This window comes from Streptomyces albiflavescens (genome assembly GCF_014645835.1).
Classification (GTDB): domain Bacteria; phylum Actinomycetota; class Actinomycetes; order Streptomycetales; family Streptomycetaceae; genus Streptomyces; species Streptomyces albiflavescens.
On record NZ_BMMM01000009.1, the window covers coordinates 169794 to 184336 of the forward strand.

The window sequence follows — 14543 nt, forward strand, 5'->3', positions numbered from 1 at the left end:
GCGCTGCGGTGGCGGCGGTCACGGCACGAGGCATCAGGGTTGCGTCAAAGACGCCCCCGGCGACTCCCGGCGTCCGTTTTGTCGAGATTCTTGGCCGTAAGGTCGACGCTGCGTACATAGTGGCGACAGGAAGACAATAAGGGTCATGGGACGCGGCAAGCTTCGGATCTACCTCGGTGCGGCACCGGGCGTCGGCAAGACGTACGCGATGCTCTCCGAGGCGCACCGGCGCGTCGAGCGGGGGACCGACTGTGTGGTCGCTTTCGTGGAGCACCACAATCGGGCGCGCACCGAGGTGATGCTGCACGGCCTTGAGCAGGTTCCGCGCAAGGAGCTGGAGTACCGGGGTTCTGTCTTCACCGAGATGGACGTGGACGCCGTACTGGAGCGCGCCCCGGCCGTCGCCCTGGTGGACGAACTCGCGCACACCAATGTCCCCGGTTCGCGCAACGAAAAGCGCTGGCAGGACGTGGAGGAGCTGCTGGCGGCCGGTGTGGACGTCGTCTCCACGGTCAACATCCAGCACCTGGAGTCGCTGGGCGATGTCGTCGAATCGATAACGGGCGTACGGCAGCGGGAGACCGTGCCGGACGAAGTGGTGCGCCGAGCGGACCAGATCGAGCTGGTCGACATGTCGCCCCAGGCGCTGCGGCGGCGGATGGCACACGGAAACATCTACAAGTCCGACAAGGTCGACGCGGCCCTGTCGAACTACTTCCGGCCCGGCAATCTCACCGCGCTGCGCGAGCTGGCACTGCTCTGGGTCGCCGACCGCGTCGACGAGTACCTCACCGAGTACCGCAGCGAGCACCGGGTCTCGAAGATCTGGGGATCGCGGGAGCGGATCGTGGTCGGACTCACGGGTGGCCCGGAAGGGCGCACGCTGATCCGCCGTGCCGCGCGGCTCGCGGAGAAGGGCGCGGGCGGCGAGGTGATGGCCGTCTACATCGCCCGCAGCGACGGGCTCACCTCGGCCTCGCCCAAGGAGCTGGCCGTCCAGCGCACCCTGGTCGAGGACCTGGGCGGCACCTTCCACCACGTCGTCGGGGACGACATACCGGCCTCCCTGCTGGACTTCGCGCGGGGCGTCAACGCCACCCAGATCGTGCTCGGCTCCTCGCGCCGCAAGACCTGGCAGTACGTCTTCGGGCCGGGCGTCGGCGCCACGGTCGCCCGGGAGTCGGGCCCCGATCTGGACGTCCACATCGTCACCCATGGAGAGGTCGCCAAGGGGCGAGGTCTGCCGGTGGCGCGCGGGGCACGGCTCGGCCGCTCCCGGATCATCTGGGGCTGGCTGGTCGGCGTGGGCGGCACGGTGATCCTCGCGCTGCTGCTGAACACCGTCGACCTCGGCCTCGCCAACGACATGCTGCTCTTCCTGTCGCTGACGGTGGCGGCGGCCCTGCTCGGCGGCCTCTATCCGGCGCTGGCGTCGGCGGCCTTCGGCTCGCTGCTCCTGAACTACTTCTACACGCCGCCTCTGCACCGGCTGACGATCGCGGATCCCAAGAACATCGTCGCCATCGCGATCTTCGTCGGCGTCGCCGTCTCGGTGGCGTCCGTGGTGGACCTGGCGGCCCGCCGTACGCACCAGGCGGCACACCTGCGTGCCGAGTCGGAGATCCTCTCCTTCCTGGCGGGCAGTGTGCTGCGCGGCGAGACCAGCCTGGAGGCGCTCCTCGAACGCGTCAGGGAGACCTTCGGGATGGAGTCGGTCGCGCTGCTGGAGCGGGAGAGCGACGTCGAGCCGTGGACGTGCGCGGGCAGTGTGGGGCCGGGGCCCTCGGTCCGCCCCGAGGAAGCGGACGTGGACATGCCGGTCGGGGACCACATGGCGCTCGCCCTGTCCGGACGCGTGCTGCCCGCCTCCGACCGCCGGGTGCTGGCCGCCTTCGCCGCGCAGGCGGCGGTGGTCCTGGACCGCCAGCGCCTCCAGCAGGAGGCCGACCAGGCGCGCACGCTGGCCGAGGGCAACCGCATCCGTACGGCCCTGCTCGCCGCCGTCAGCCACGATCTGCGCACGCCGCTGGCCGGGATCAAGGCCGCCGTGTCCTCGCTGCGGTCCGACGACGTGGCCTGGTCCGAGGAGGACCGGGCGGAGCTCCTCGAAGGCATCGAGGACGGCGCGGACCGCCTCGACCACCTGGTGGGGAACCTGCTGGACATGTCCCGGCTGCAGACCGGCACGGTCGCCCCGCTGATCCGCGAGATCGACCTCGACGAGGTGGTCCCGATGGCGCTCGGCGGCGTGTCCGAGGACAGCGTGGAGCTGGAGATCCCGGAGAGCCTGCCGATGGTCGCCGTCGATGCGGGCCTGCTGGAGCGCGCGGTCGCCAACCTCGTCGAGAACGCCGTCAAGTACAGCCCCGCCGACGAACGGGTCCTGGTCTCCGCGAGCGCCATCGCCGACCGCGTGGAGGTGCGGGTGGTCGACCGCGGCCCGGGCGTCCCGGACGAGGCCAAGGACCGGATCTTCGCGCCCTTCCAGCGCTACGGCGACGCCCCGCGCGGCACCGGAGTCGGCCTCGGCCTCGCGGTCGCCCGCGGCTTCGCCGAGGCGATGGGCGGCACCCTCAACGCCGAGGACACCCCCGGCGGGGGACTCACCATGGTGCTCACGGTCCGGGCGGTGGCCGGCCGGCCCGACCTGGCCACGGCAACAACAGCAGCAGCGGAAAGGCAGGTCTCATGACCCGGGTCCTCGTGGTCGACGACGAGCCGCAGATCACCCGAGCCCTCGTGATCAACCTGAAGGCACGCAAGTACGAGGTCGACGCGGCCCCCGACGGAGCCACCGCGCTCCAGCTCGCCGCCGCCCGCCACCCCGACGTCGTCGTGCTCGACCTCGGCCTGCCCGACATGGACGGCGTCGAGGTGATCAAGGGGCTGCGCGGCTGGACCCGGGTGCCGATCCTGGTGCTGTCCGCCCGGCACTCCTCGGACGAGAAGGTCGAGGCGCTCGACGCGGGCGCCGACGACTACGTCACCAAGCCCTTCGGCATGGACGAGTTGCTCGCCCGGCTGCGCGCCGCCGTCCGCCGCGCGGAGCCCAACGGGGGCGGCGAGGACGACGTGATCGTCGAGACCGACGACTTCACCGTCGACCTGGCCGCCAAGAAGGTCAACCGCGCCGGGGGCGACGTCCGCCTGACTCCCACGGAGTGGCACCTCCTGGAGGTCCTGGTGCGCAACACGGGCCGCCTGGTCAGCCAGAAGCAGCTGCTCCAGGAGGTATGGGGCCCGTCGTACGGCACGGAGACGAACTATCTCCGGGTCTACATGGCACAACTGCGCCGCAAGCTGGAGGTGGACCCCTCGCATCCTCGGCACTTCATCACGGAACCCGGGATGGGATACCGGTTCGAGAAATGACTTCGAGTAATGGCTCCGAGGAATCGCACCGAGGAATCGCACCGAGGATTGGCTCCGAGGATTGGCTCCGAGGATTGGCTCCGAGGCTTGGCCGCGGCCTTCACGGGCGAGGAGCGAGCGGTGATTGAGGGGGCGGTGCCGCGGGTACGTCGCTGTCGGCGCACCCCGGTAGGCTTTCGGTATGAGTGCTGTTCCTCGTTCCGAAAAGCCGGCGGGCCGGTTCCGGCGCATGATAGACCGGCTCTCCTCGTCCCAGGAGGACCTGGAGTCCGAGGAGCTGCGGGAGGACGCCGAGACCGCGGGCTGTACGCGTATCGGTGACTGCCACGACCGACAGATCGTCACGGTTACTGGTACGTTGCGCACGGTCACTCTACGACCACGGGCCGGTGTCCCGGCCCTGGAGGCCGAGCTGTTCGACGGCTCGGCCGCCTTGGACGTGGTCTGGCTCGGCCGGCGCTCCATCGTCGGGATCGAGCCGGGGCGCAAGATGATCGCCTCGGGCCGCATTTCGATGAGCCGGGGCCGTAGGGTGCTGTTCAACCCGAAGTACGAACTCAGACCGCTTGGACGGGAGTAGCCGGTGACGTCGCTCGACAAGCCGACCGAAGACGCCCAGCAGGATTCGAGGGCGGTGACCGAGGCCGCGCTCTTCGAGGCGTTCGGCGGTGTGCGGGGCATGGTCGAGACAGTGGTGCCCGGCCTCCTCTTCGTCACCATCTTCACGATCAACAAGGACCTGCACTGGTCGGCGATCGCCGCCCTCGGAGTGTCCCTGCTGCTCGTCGTGGTCCGCCTCGTGATGCGGGACACCGTCAAGCACGCCTTCAGCGGCGTCTTCGGCGTCGCCTTCGGCGTGGTCTTCGCGATGATGACGGGCAACGCGAAGGACTTCTACCTGCCGGGCATGCTCTACACGCTCGGCCTGGCCATCGCCTACATCGTCACGACCCTCGCGGGCGTCCCGCTGATCGGCCTGATCCTCGGCCCGGTCTTCAAGGAGAACCTCTCCTGGCGCACCCGCAACCCCGGCCGCAAGAAGGCGTACGCGAAGGCGAGTTGGGCCTGGGGCCTGATCCTGCTCGCCAAGTGCGCGGTCCTCTTCCCGCTCTACTGGTGGGCCGACACCACCAAGTTCGGCTGGATCCTGATCGCCCTCAAGATCCCGCCGTTCCTGCTCGCCGTCTGGCTGACCTGGGTCTTCCTGGCCAAGGCGCCCGCCCCCATCGACGTGTTCGCCGAGATGGAGGCCGAGGAGAAGGCGGAGAAGGAGCAGGCGGAGAAGGAGCGGGCGGTCGCCGTCGAGGGGAACGAGACGACAGCGGCCCGGCACCGTCGAGAGGCGTAACCGGCACACGTGTCGGCGTCGCTGGGGCCCTACCCCCAGACCTTCGTATCGGCCTGACCAGACCTTCGTATCGGCCTGAACGGCCTCGTCCACGGACGCCGGACGGACTGAAAATGGGGCACCCGGAGATTTCCGGGTGCCCCATCGTTCGTACGGCCGCGATCAGCTCGTCGCGTCCTCGCGACGCACCGACAGCAGGTCCTCCAGCTGCTCCTCGCGGGCCTGCGCGGCCACGAAGAGGAGTTCGTCGCCCGCCTCCAGGGAGTCCTCCCGAGAGGGAGTGAGGACGCGGGTGCCGCGGATGATGGTCACCAGGGAGGTGTCCTCCGGCCACTCGACGTCGCCCACCGTCGTGCCGGCCAGGGCGGACTCCGGCGGCAGGGTCAGCTCGACGAGGTTGGCGTCGCCGTGGCTGAAGCGGAGCAGGCGGACGAGGTCGCCGACGCTGACGGCCTCCTCGACCAGGGCCGACATCAGACGCGGGGTGGAGACGGCGACGTCGACGCCCCAGGCCTCGTTGAACAGCCATTCGTTCTTGGGGTTGTTGACGCGGGCGACGACCCGCGGGACCCCGTACTCGGTCTTCGCGAGCAGTGAGACGACGAGGTTGACCTTGTCGTCACCCGTGGCCGCGATGACCACGTTGCAGCGCTGCAGCGCGGCCTCGTCCAGGGACGTGATCTCGCAGGCGTCGGCGAGCAGCCACTCCGCCTGCGGGACGCGCTCGACCGAGATGGCGGTCGGCGCCTTGTCGATCAGCAGAACCTCGTGGCCGTTCTCCAGGAGCTCGCCCGCGATCGAGCGGCCCACGGCGCCGGCACCGGCAATGGCGACCCTCATCAGTGACCGGCCTCCTCTTCAGGGCCCTTGGCGAACGCCGCCTCGACCTTGTCCACCTCGTCGGTGCGCATCATCACGTGCACCAGGTCACCCTCCTGCAGCACCGTCTGGGAGGAGGGCAGGATCGCCTCGCCCAGCCGGGTGAGGAAGGCCACGCGCACGCCCGTCTCGTCCTGGAGCCGGCTGATCTTGTGGCCGACCCAGCCGGCGGAGGTGTGCACCTCGGCGAGCTGCACGCCGCCGGTGGGGTCGCGCCACAGCGGCTCGGCGCCCGAGGGCAGCAGCCGACGCAGCATCTGGTCGGCCGTCCAGCGGACGGTGGCGACGGTCGGAATGCCGAGGCGCTGGTAGACCTCGGCGCGGCGGGGGTCGTAGATCCGCGCCGCGACGTTCTCGATGCCGAACATCTCGCGGGCCACCCGGGCTGCGATGATGTTCGAGTTGTCACCGCTGGAGACGGCGGCGAACGCGCCGGCCTCCTCGATGCCCGCCTCGCGCAGGGTGTCCTGGTCGAAGCCGACGCCGGTGACACGACGGCCGCCGAACCCGGAGCCCAGTCGTCGGAAGGCGGTGGGGTCCTGGTCGACCACGGCGACCGTGTGCCCCTGTTGCTCCAGGGTCTGGGCAAGAGCGGAGCCCACTCTTCCGCAGCCCATGATGACGATGTGCACGACCGTCCTTCCGCATGTGAATGGTTACGGCTCAGGCTAAACAGGGTCTCAGACCGCCGCCCAAGCTACACAAGCGCGGTCTGTCGGGGGCACCCCTGTGCACGTTCGCCTGCGGGTTTTCCTCGGCCGACCGCGAGTGGGGAAGATCAGCGGCGTGTGATGCTGCGAACGCTGGCGATGGTCAGGATTCCGAGGCCGATGAGTCCTGCGGTGGCGCCGATGAGTTCAGCGGTGGCGTGCATGGAACCTCCAGAGCCGGTCAGAGATGGGGACTTTTGTCATATAGGCATGCGGATGTCCCCGGCCGTGGAATCCGCAGCGGGAGCCGTCCCTGTTTTCACCCGGAGAGCAGATCGGAAGCTCATGCGGGACGGCGGGTGGGCGGCCAGCCGTTCGAACGCTTACGATCCTCTGCGTGTCCAAACTGACCGACGTGCCCAAACGGATCCTGATCGGGCGCGCACTGCGCAGTGATCGGCTCGGAGAAACGCTCCTGCCGAAGCGCATCGCACTCCCCGTCTTCGCTTCCGACCCGCTCTCCTCCGTGGCCTACGCGCCCGGAGAAGTGTTGCTGGTCCTCTCCATCGCGGGCGTGTCGGCCTACCACTTCAGCCCCTGGATCGCCCTCGCGGTGGTCGTGCTGATGTTCACGGTGGTCGCCTCCTACCGGCAGAACGTGCACGCGTACCCGAGCGGCGGCGGCGACTACGAGGTGGCCAACACCAACCTCGGTCCCAAGGCCGGACTCACCGTCGCCAGCGCCCTGCTCGTCGACTACGTCCTCACCGTCGCCGTCTCCATCGCCTCCGGCATCGAGAACCTCGGCTCTGCGATCCCCTTCGTGGTCGAGCACAAGGTGGCCTGCGCCGTGGCCGTCATCGTGCTGCTCACGCTGATGAACCTGCGCGGAGTCAAGGAGTCCGGAAAGCTCTTCGCGATTCCGACGTATGTCTTCGTGGCGGGCGTCTTCATCATGATCGCGTGGGGCGCCTTCCGCGGACTCGTCCTCGACGACACCATGCGCGCACCCACCGCCGGCTACCACATCAAGGCCGAGCACCAGGGGCTCGCCGGGTTCGCTCTTGTCTTCCTGCTCCTTCGCGCCTTCTCCTCCGGCTGTGCCGCGCTCACCGGCGTCGAGGCCATCTCCAACGGTGTCCCCGCCTTCCGCAAGCCGAAGTCGAAGAACGCCGCGACCACCCTCGCGATGATGGGCCTGCTGGCCGTCACCATGTTCTGCGGCATCATCGCCCTGGCCATGACGACCAAGGTCCGGATGGCCGAGAACCCGGCCACCGACCTGATCCACAACGGCGTCGCGGTCGGCGCGGACTATGTCCAGAACCCGGTGATCTCGCAGGTCGCCGAGGCCGTCTTCGGCAAGGGCAGCTTCCTGTTCATCGTGCTGGCCGCCGCGACCGCGCTGGTCCTGTTCCTGGCCGCCAACACCGCGTACAACGGCTTCCCGCTGCTCGGCTCGATCCTCGCCCAGGACCGCTACCTCCCGCGCCAGCTGCACACCCGCGGCGACCGCCTCGCCTTCTCGAACGGCATCGTGCTGCTCGCCGGCGCGGCCATGCTCCTGGTCGTCATCTACGGGGCGGACTCGACGCGCCTCATCCAGCTCTACATCGTCGGCGTGTTCGTCTCCTTCACGCTCAGCCAGACCGGCATGGTGCGGCACTGGAACCGCCACCTCGCCACCGAGAAGGACCAGGCCAAGCGGCGACACATGGTCCGCTCCCGGGCGATCAACGCCTTCGGCGCCTTCTTCACCGGCCTGGTGCTGGTCGTCGTCCTGGTCACCAAGTTCACGCACGGCGCCTGGGTCGCGCTGCTCGGCATGGTGATCTTCTACGCGACCATGAGCGCGATCCGTAAGCACTACGACCGGGTCGCCGAGGAGATCGCCGCCCCCGAGGGCCCCTCCGACGACAGCGTCCGCCCCTCCCGCGTCCACTCCGTCGTCCTGATCTCCAAGATCCACCGTCCGACGCTGCGCGCCCTCGCCTACGCCAAGCTGCTGCGCTCCGACACACTCGAAGCGCTCAGCGTCAACGTCGACCCGGCCGAGACCAAGGCCCTGCGCGAGGAGTGGGAGCGGCGCGGCATCGACGTACCGCTGAAGGTCCTCGACTCGCCCTACCGCGAGATCACGCGGCCGATCATCGAGTACGTGAAGGGCCTGCGCAAGGAGTCGCCGCGCGACGCGGTGTCCGTGATCATCCCCGAGTACGTGGTCGGGCATTGGTACGAGCACCTGCTGCACAACCAGAGCGCCCTGCGCCTCAAGGGACGACTGCTGTTCACGCCGGGCGTCATGGTGACCTCCGTGCCCTACCAGCTGGAGTCCTCCGAGGCGGCGAAGTTGCGGGCCCGCAAGCGGCAGGACTGGAACGCTCCGGGTGCGGTGCGCCGGGGACCGGCGGAGGAGCGGCCGAAGGAGCCTTCGGCTTCGGGATCCGCCTCGAAGTCCTCGTCCGGTCCGTCTTCCGGCTCGTCCTCGGGGCCTTCGAAGCGCTGACGGTCTCGTGTCGATCGGCCGGGCGACGTCCACGTAGACTGGTGGGCTGTTGTCCGGCCGTTCCCCTTTGCTCGCCCCCCTTCTCAACTGGAGTCACCCCACCATGCAGGCAGAACCGAAGAAGTCGCTGGTGGGGGAGGAGTACGAGGTCGAGATCGGTCCCGTCGCGCACGGCGGGCACTGCATCGCCCGTACGGCCGAGGGCCAAGTCCTGTTCGTCCGGCACACCCTGCCCGGCGAGCGCGTCGTCGCGCGCGTGACCGAGGGCGAGGAGGGCGCGCGCTTCCTGCGCGCGGACGCGGTGCAGATCCTGGACGCCTCGAAGGATCGTGTCGAGGCCCCCTGCCCGTACGCGGGCCCCGGCCGCTGCGGCGGCTGCGACTGGCAGCACGCCAAGCCGGGCGCGCAGCGCCGCCTCAAGGGCGAGGTCATCGCCGAGCAGCTGCAGCGCCTCGCGGGGCTCACTCCCGAGGAGGCGGGCTGGGACGGCACGGTGATGCCCGCCGAGGGCGACAAGCTGCCGGCGGGCGAGGTCCCGGCCTGGCGTACCCGCGTGCAGTACGCGGTGGACGCGGACGGCAACGCCGGCTTGCGCCGCCACCGCTCGCACGAGGTCGAGCCGATCGAGCACTGCATGATCGCGGCACCGGGCGTCAGCGAGCTGGGCATCGAGGAGCGCGACTGGTCAGGCATGGCTGCCATCGAGGCGATCGCCGCGACCGGATCCCAGGACCGCATGGTCATCCTGGAGCCCCGCCCCGGCGCCCGCCTGCCCCTCGTCGAGCTCGACAGGCCCGTCTCCGTGATGCGCGTCGAGGAGAAGGACGGCGGCATCCACCGCGTCCACGGCCGCGCGTTCGTGCGCGAGCGCGCCGACGGCCGTACGTACCGCGTCGGCAGCGGCGGTTTCTGGCAGGTCCATCCGAAGGCCGCCGACACCCTGGTGCTCGCCGTGATGCAGGGCCTGCTGCCGCGCAAGGGCGAGATGGCGCTCGACCTGTATTGCGGCGTCGGCCTGTTCGCCGGTGCCCTCGCCGACCGCCTCGGCGACAAGGGCGCGGTCCTCGGCATCGAGTCCGGCAAGCGCGCGGTGGAGGACGCCCGCCACAACCTCGCCGACTTCGACCGTGTCCGCATCGAACAGGGCAAGGTCGAGACGGTCCTCCCGCGCACCGGCATCACCGAGGTCGACCTCATCGTCCTCGACCCGCCCCGCGCCGGCGCCGGCAAGAAGACGGTCGAGCATCTGTCGTCCCTCGGCGCCCGCCGCATCGCGTACGTCGCCTGCGACCCGGCGGCGCTCGCCCGCGACCTGGCGTACTTCCGCGACGGCGGCTACAAGGTGCGGACGCTGCGGGCGTTCGACCTGTTTCCGATGACGCATCATGTGGAGTGCGTGGCGATCCTGGAGCCGGTCGCCAAGGGGGCCTGACCTGCGGTTTTGTGCGTGCGCATGATGTGGGGTGTGGGCGTTACGGTCGATGTCTTGACGCTGAAATGACGCTCGTGACGTTCATTTGACGCTCGTTTTGATGGGGTGTCAGGTGTGCTGCTGTGCTGGTCAGCCGTCGGGGTTGGTGAAGAGCCGCTGGAGGGCTGCCTCACGGTACGCGTCTGGCCACCTCGCGGGATCCTCTGAACAGACGTCGATGCCCTCGATGCGGACGTTGAAGGTAGCGCGGGCGGCACGTTGGCCGATGGCTAGACCCAGTGCGCGCTGGTCTGCTTCTTCGAGGTTGACGATGTTGGCGGCTTGAAGGCGGTTGGTGAGATCGCCGCCGTAGAACACCCCACCCTCAAGAAGATCGTCGATGAGTGGTTGAACTGCACCCATGAGGACGGTCTGCAGGCGGGCGAGAGCCCATCTGATCCAAATGAGGGCGCCGTGGACGCATATCTCGGCAACCTCGTCGGTGATGTCGTGGACCACAGCGCGGCCGTGACCGGTGCCGTAGCGGTTGCGCAATTCACGGAGTTGGTCAGCCATCTTCTTTGCCGCAGTGGGTACCTGCCGCAGAGGGTCGTTGGCGACGAGGTCTGGTCCTGGCCCGTGACAGAGATGCGGCAGGCTCCTTCGTGCCGCGGGCTACGGTGCTGGTGCTCAACGCGGGGCGTGTTGTCGTAGAGCAAACCGATCTCGGCAGTGCCGGAGTTCTCCGGGCAACTGATGGTGGCGTTCGTCGAGCGGGAGGTGCTCTCTTTGGTGCGGAGCGTGGCGTGCAGGCTCCAGAAGGTCTGCTCGATCGTCATGTACGTGGTGATCGGGCCTCGGTTTCTGCCTTCAGGTATGTGGCTGCCCTGGCTCGGGGACAGGTGCACGCGCCAAGTGCCGGTGACCCAGGGCTGGCCGGTGAATCTGTGGATGCCGGGCCAGTGCCAGGCCCACTTATCGAAGACGACCACGCCGTATCCGACACCAGCCGGGATGCAGGCGAACAAGTATCGGAACTGCGATGGATACAGGCCCAGCACGAGCAGGATGACTGTGTAGAGAGTGGCGATGCTGCATCCGCAGCCAGGAGCGGTCCTCCTAGGTGGCGCCGAACTTCACACCCCTCAGCCGTAGTTCCGACGCGGCAGATGCCTCACCGTTCCACGGACGGGCGTGAATGAGCGCGGTGTCCAGCAGCGAGTCCCAGTCAGTGGTCGAGAAGTGCTCGGCCTGCGGCGAGGACTGCCACATCGTCCACCACTCCCGCGTGCGCTGCGGCTAGTCTCCCTCACTGGCAACTCCGGCAGTACGGCCTGCTCGAAACCGCCGGCTGGTCTGCGGCGCCGAGTCAGCGTTGCGGCGGGCGCGACGAGCGGGGCCACGGCCAACCATTGCCACCCCCTCCTGCGACGAACGTCCTTCGCGTCGTAACGCCCAGTGGTAATCTCATCGTGGCCTTCAGGGGGCCTGTCCTGACGCTGAGTTGCCCCAGTGCAGCGTCATCCACGGGATGAAGAAGCCTTAGCTTCACCGGGTTCGATTTGTGTGTCCGATTGCACCTTTACAGGGTGCGCCGATCAGTCATCGGGCGCTTTGGGGCAGCAGCGTTCGAGGACGGATCGTGCTGTGTCTGCTGGCGGACGCCTCTCCACCCTGGTTCGGACTCGGATTACCTACACCGGTGAGTCGTATCAATTCGCTCTAGAAGCCCTCAAGAACGCGGGTAACCCCACGCCTTTGCCGGACTCCACAGGCGATCAGGCGCTGCTTGAGTCACAGGTCTTGTCGAAACTCGGCGACGGCGGATCCTGGTCTGCTCACCCCGTGGGTATCGCTGGTGTACGTCTGAGCCCAGGCCGGCCCACCGTGGCCTATCTCGACAGTCACGTTGAGCTTTCCCAGGGCGAGGACTATCCCGTGGCATGGCACGCCCTCGATCGCCTCTTGCCGTACACCGAAGCTGACATCCAAGTAGGCGGCGTCTTGGGGCTGCGCATCGCTGCAATCCGTGGGAACGATCTCCACCTCACTCTGGCGGAGACTGAGAGTCGCCTCATCGTCCGCGGCGTCCCCGGCACCAAATGGGAGGACTACCTCGACGACCGATGGAAGGACCTGGTCAGGGCCCACGCCGCGCCCCTGTGGCAATCCCCCTCATTCACCGATCTCGAACGGCAGGACGAGCAGTCGCACCCGCTAGTCCGGGGCACGGAAAAGGACATTGCGTGGGTGGGCGCGGGTTTGCTGCGCAGGATCGCGCTGTTCCACTCGTCCAGCTCTGCCTACTCCACACGATCATGGATAACCGGCAGCGAGTGGATCTTCGAACTGGACACGCGCCGTGACGTGCGTCTTGATCACGACACCCTGCTTGCCAGGCTCACCGACCCCGTTTGGGGGCTGCCACTCCGTGTCGCCGAGCGTCACTGCACCTGTGACGACCCGCCTTTGGAGAACGACCGGTATATGCGGCAGTGCACTTACGAACTGGCGCACAGCGACGGCCCGGGATGCGGGCTCCAGTTCCGATTCCGATGGGGCCGCGCCGCATACGGCAAGGACGCCAGGAAACAGCTCGAAAGGCTCGGCGCCGACACCGGCTGGCTCGATCGTGTACTTCCGGGGGATACGCGAGGCTCTCGCGCGGAGGCGGCCTCGTGAACTGGGACACCATCACGCTTTACGTCTTGGCCAGCTTCGGCGTCGTTCTTCTCGTTCTAGGTCAGCTCCGCGAGCTGTTGGGAAAGGTCGCTGAGGTCGTCAGCGCCTGGCACGAACTTCGGAGCAGCGTGCGCCGGAGTTCCGACCCCCAGTGCACGCCGTCTACCGCGCAGCAGAGCCTCAATGATCAGCGATCCCCACATGCCCAGACCCGTACATCTACCCAGCGGCAATACGCTTGCGGTGTCCGGGCCGCCAGGGGGAGGACCTCCTCCCCTCCCGGGTCGTGAAGCGCAGGACGCTCACGCACTCGGTCGTCGACGTCGACGTTGGCTTCGACGAGCTCCTCGAGGTGCTGCGGCTGCCGGCGCCTGACAAGCCCTCAATTTCCGTGCGAAGGATGGGCTACCAGGGCGGGCAGACCTTGTTGTACCGCTATCTGGGCACGGCCGCGCCGACGCGCCTACCCACTGCCAGGGTACGCAGGCCGGCGAGGGGGGTGCGTAGCTCGTGGGAGGCGTTGGCGACGAAGTGGCGTTGGGCGTCGATGCCGCACAGGCCCAGCACCCGGCCGTCCTCCTCCAGCCGGTGGTAGACCGCACTCCACTGCCGATTCCTGAACGGTGAACGCGTCCGGGTGGTACCCGTGATCGACAGCGCGCGGGGCTGACCGTCATCCAGGACCATGCGCAAGATCTCTTCCGAGCGGTGGATGCCCGGCAGTACTTCGGCCATGGTCCGGCCGTGGAACATCGCCTGTGGCACGCCGCCCATCCGTGCCATGGCGGGGTTGACGTACCGGAAGCGCAGCTGCTCGTCGATGACGGCCACCGCGGCCGACGTTCCGTCCAGGACGTTCCGCAGGATCCGATATTCACGCGCTTGCTCCACCGCCTCCGTGGGAGCGTCGGCCGTCGCGGACACCAACGCGTCCTCGGCGCCAGAGAAGAGCCACCTCAGCGGGAACTGGTCGAAGCCCATGCGGATCCTCCTCATCCGCACCCGGATGTGAACACATCAATCCAGTGTGTCGCCCCCGGCACGGTGCCGCACGCGGGGACCGGTGCCGCCCGGGAGATCGAACATGTCCTTCGTCCCGAGAGCGGGCACATTCTGACGGCGGTCAACCGTCTGCCCGCCGAGTGAGGCAGCGCCGCCACGCTGACCATGCGGCGGTCGCCACCTGCTGGTTCGGGTGTCCATAGGTCGGCCGCACCGGCATCCAACGCGTGACGTACACGTGCAGTGCCTCCGAGGCCAGGCTTTCGTCGATCAGTCGGGGGCTTTCTCACCTGCCCTGGTGTGCGGCGACACCTGTCTGTCGGCACATGTACTCGGCGGAACGCTGTGGAACGGCACAGCTGTCTCTGCGCTGTGCGCTGTCATGCTGGCAATTGGTTCAAGCCATCGCATGGAAAGGCAGCGGATTCCTGATGTCCGAAGCTCGGCTCTCGCCCTTGAAGCTCACGGCGGTCGACACGAACACCGCGGAGTGGGAGCAGCTTCCGCTGACGGAGATCGGTGCGGGGGCGACTACCCGGCCGGCAGCTTCGTCTGGTTCCCGGTGGGCGGCACCATGACCCACGGCGCCACCGAGGACGGCGACTGCACCTTCCTGTTCATCACCAACAAGCCGTTCGACATCCAGTACGTGGATCACTGAGCGGTCCCCCACGCGCCAGTCCGGCGGAGGAG

Annotated in this window: 12 protein-coding genes and 2 pseudogenes; 8 read left to right on the top strand and 6 right to left on the bottom strand. The window is 68.3% G+C overall.

From position 1 onward, the window contains the following. The first annotated feature begins 145 nt into the window (after positions 1 to 145). The 4 genes from IEY95_RS24545 to IEY95_RS24560 all read left to right on the top strand — a co-directional run bounded on the left by IEY95_RS24545 (position 146) and on the right by IEY95_RS24560 (position 4720). Positions 146 to 2692, top strand: coding sequence for an ATP-binding protein (locus IEY95_RS24545; RefSeq protein WP_189188276.1), 2547 nt, complete (start codon positions 146 to 148; stop codon positions 2690 to 2692). After that, the gene (locus IEY95_RS24550; RefSeq protein WP_189188277.1) at positions 2689 to 3372 is read left to right on the top strand and encodes a response regulator; all 684 of its coding nucleotides are present in this window, start codon (positions 2689 to 2691) and stop codon (positions 3370 to 3372) included. The genes IEY95_RS24545 and IEY95_RS24550 overlap by 4 nt, the downstream gene beginning before the upstream one ends. 181 nt (positions 3373 to 3553) lie before the next feature. Next, positions 3554 to 3952, top strand: a complete 399-nt coding sequence (locus tag IEY95_RS24555; protein WP_189188278.1) for an OB-fold nucleic acid binding domain-containing protein — start codon at positions 3554 to 3556, stop codon at positions 3950 to 3952. A gap of 3 nt (positions 3953 to 3955) precedes the next feature. Next, positions 3956 to 4720 (top strand): DUF3159 domain-containing protein, encoded by a 765-nt coding sequence (locus tag IEY95_RS24560; RefSeq protein WP_189188279.1) that lies wholly within the window; start codon positions 3956 to 3958, stop codon positions 4718 to 4720. Between the two features lie 162 nt (positions 4721 to 4882). Here the strand turns inward: IEY95_RS24560 and IEY95_RS24565 are convergent, their stop codons facing one another. Further along, positions 4883 to 5560 (bottom strand): potassium channel family protein, encoded by a 678-nt coding sequence (locus IEY95_RS24565; RefSeq protein ID WP_099506151.1) that lies wholly within the window; start codon positions 5558 to 5560, stop codon positions 4883 to 4885. Further along, positions 5560 to 6231 carry a potassium channel family protein gene (locus IEY95_RS24570; RefSeq protein WP_189188280.1) on the bottom strand — a complete coding sequence of 224 codons (672 nt, stop codon included), beginning with the start codon at positions 6229 to 6231 and terminating at the stop codon, positions 5560 to 5562. Before IEY95_RS24570 ends, IEY95_RS24565 begins: the two co-directional genes overlap by 1 nt. A 415-nt stretch (positions 6232 to 6646) precedes the next feature. On the opposite strand from IEY95_RS24570, the gene IEY95_RS24575 reads away from it, so the two are divergent. Together IEY95_RS24575 and IEY95_RS24580 are read left to right on the top strand one after the other, a co-directional pair. Next, the gene (locus IEY95_RS24575; protein WP_189188281.1) at positions 6647 to 8755 is read left to right on the top strand and encodes an APC family permease; all 2109 of its coding nucleotides are present in this window, start codon (positions 6647 to 6649) and stop codon (positions 8753 to 8755) included. A gap of 103 nt (positions 8756 to 8858) precedes the next feature. Further along, entirely contained in the window at positions 8859 to 10187 is a 1329-nt protein-coding gene (locus tag IEY95_RS24580) for a class I SAM-dependent RNA methyltransferase (protein WP_189188282.1), read from the top strand. Between the two features lie 129 nt (positions 10188 to 10316). Here IEY95_RS24580 and IEY95_RS49180 read toward each other — a convergent pair whose 3' ends face one another. The 3 genes and pseudogenes from IEY95_RS49180 to IEY95_RS24590 all read right to left on the bottom strand — a co-directional run. Next, complete coding sequence (locus IEY95_RS49180) at positions 10317 to 10742, bottom strand: abortive infection family protein (RefSeq protein WP_229703287.1); 426 nt, start codon at positions 10740 to 10742, stop codon at positions 10317 to 10319. 65 nt (positions 10743 to 10807) lie between these two features. Further along, positions 10808 to 11227, bottom strand: a pseudogene (locus tag IEY95_RS50750) (Cap15 family cyclic dinucleotide receptor domain-containing protein); the annotation flags it as partial. Between the two features lie 58 nt (positions 11228 to 11285). After that, a pseudogene (locus IEY95_RS24590) lies at positions 11286 to 11447 on the bottom strand (phage terminase small subunit); the annotation flags it as partial. A gap of 606 nt (positions 11448 to 12053) precedes the next feature. Between IEY95_RS24590 and IEY95_RS24595 the strand changes: the two are divergent. Further along, positions 12054 to 12848 carry a hypothetical protein gene (locus IEY95_RS24595; protein WP_189188285.1) on the top strand — a complete coding sequence of 265 codons (795 nt, stop codon included), beginning with the start codon at positions 12054 to 12056 and terminating at the stop codon, positions 12846 to 12848. A gap of 435 nt (positions 12849 to 13283) precedes the next feature. On the opposite strand, the gene IEY95_RS24600 is transcribed toward IEY95_RS24595, so the two are convergent. Continuing rightward, positions 13284 to 13829, bottom strand: coding sequence for a PAS domain-containing protein (locus IEY95_RS24600; protein ID WP_189188286.1), 546 nt, complete (start codon positions 13827 to 13829; stop codon positions 13284 to 13286). A 511-nt stretch (positions 13830 to 14340) separates the two neighbouring features. Here IEY95_RS24600 and IEY95_RS24605 point away from each other — a divergent pair. Further along, complete coding sequence (locus IEY95_RS24605; RefSeq protein ID WP_229703289.1) at positions 14341 to 14511, top strand: hypothetical protein; 171 nt, start codon at positions 14341 to 14343, stop codon at positions 14509 to 14511. Positions 14512 to 14543 lie beyond the last annotated feature (32 nt).

Bases quoted from the DNA above. Each gene is read 5' to 3' on its own strand.
- IEY95_RS49180 (WP_229703287.1), bottom strand. From the start codon at position 10,742: ATGGCTGACCAACTCCGTGAATTGCGCAACCGCTACGGCACCGGTCAC.
- IEY95_RS24565 (WP_099506151.1), bottom strand. From the start codon at position 5,560: ATGAGGGTCGCCATTGCCGGTGCCGGCGCCGTGGGCCGCTCGATCGCG.
- IEY95_RS24580 (WP_189188282.1), top strand. From the start codon at position 8,859: ATGCAGGCAGAACCGAAGAAGTCGCTGGTGGGGGAGGAGTACGAGGTC.
- IEY95_RS24550 (WP_189188277.1), top strand. From the start codon at position 2,689: ATGACCCGGGTCCTCGTGGTCGACGACGAGCCGCAGATCACCCGAGCC.
- IEY95_RS24600 (WP_189188286.1), bottom strand. From the start codon at position 13,829: ATGGGCTTCGACCAGTTCCCGCTGAGGTGGCTCTTCTCTGGCGCCGAG.
- IEY95_RS24545 (WP_189188276.1), top strand. From the start codon at position 146: ATGGGACGCGGCAAGCTTCGGATCTACCTCGGTGCGGCACCGGGCGTC.
- IEY95_RS24555 (WP_189188278.1), top strand. From the start codon at position 3,554: ATGAGTGCTGTTCCTCGTTCCGAAAAGCCGGCGGGCCGGTTCCGGCGC.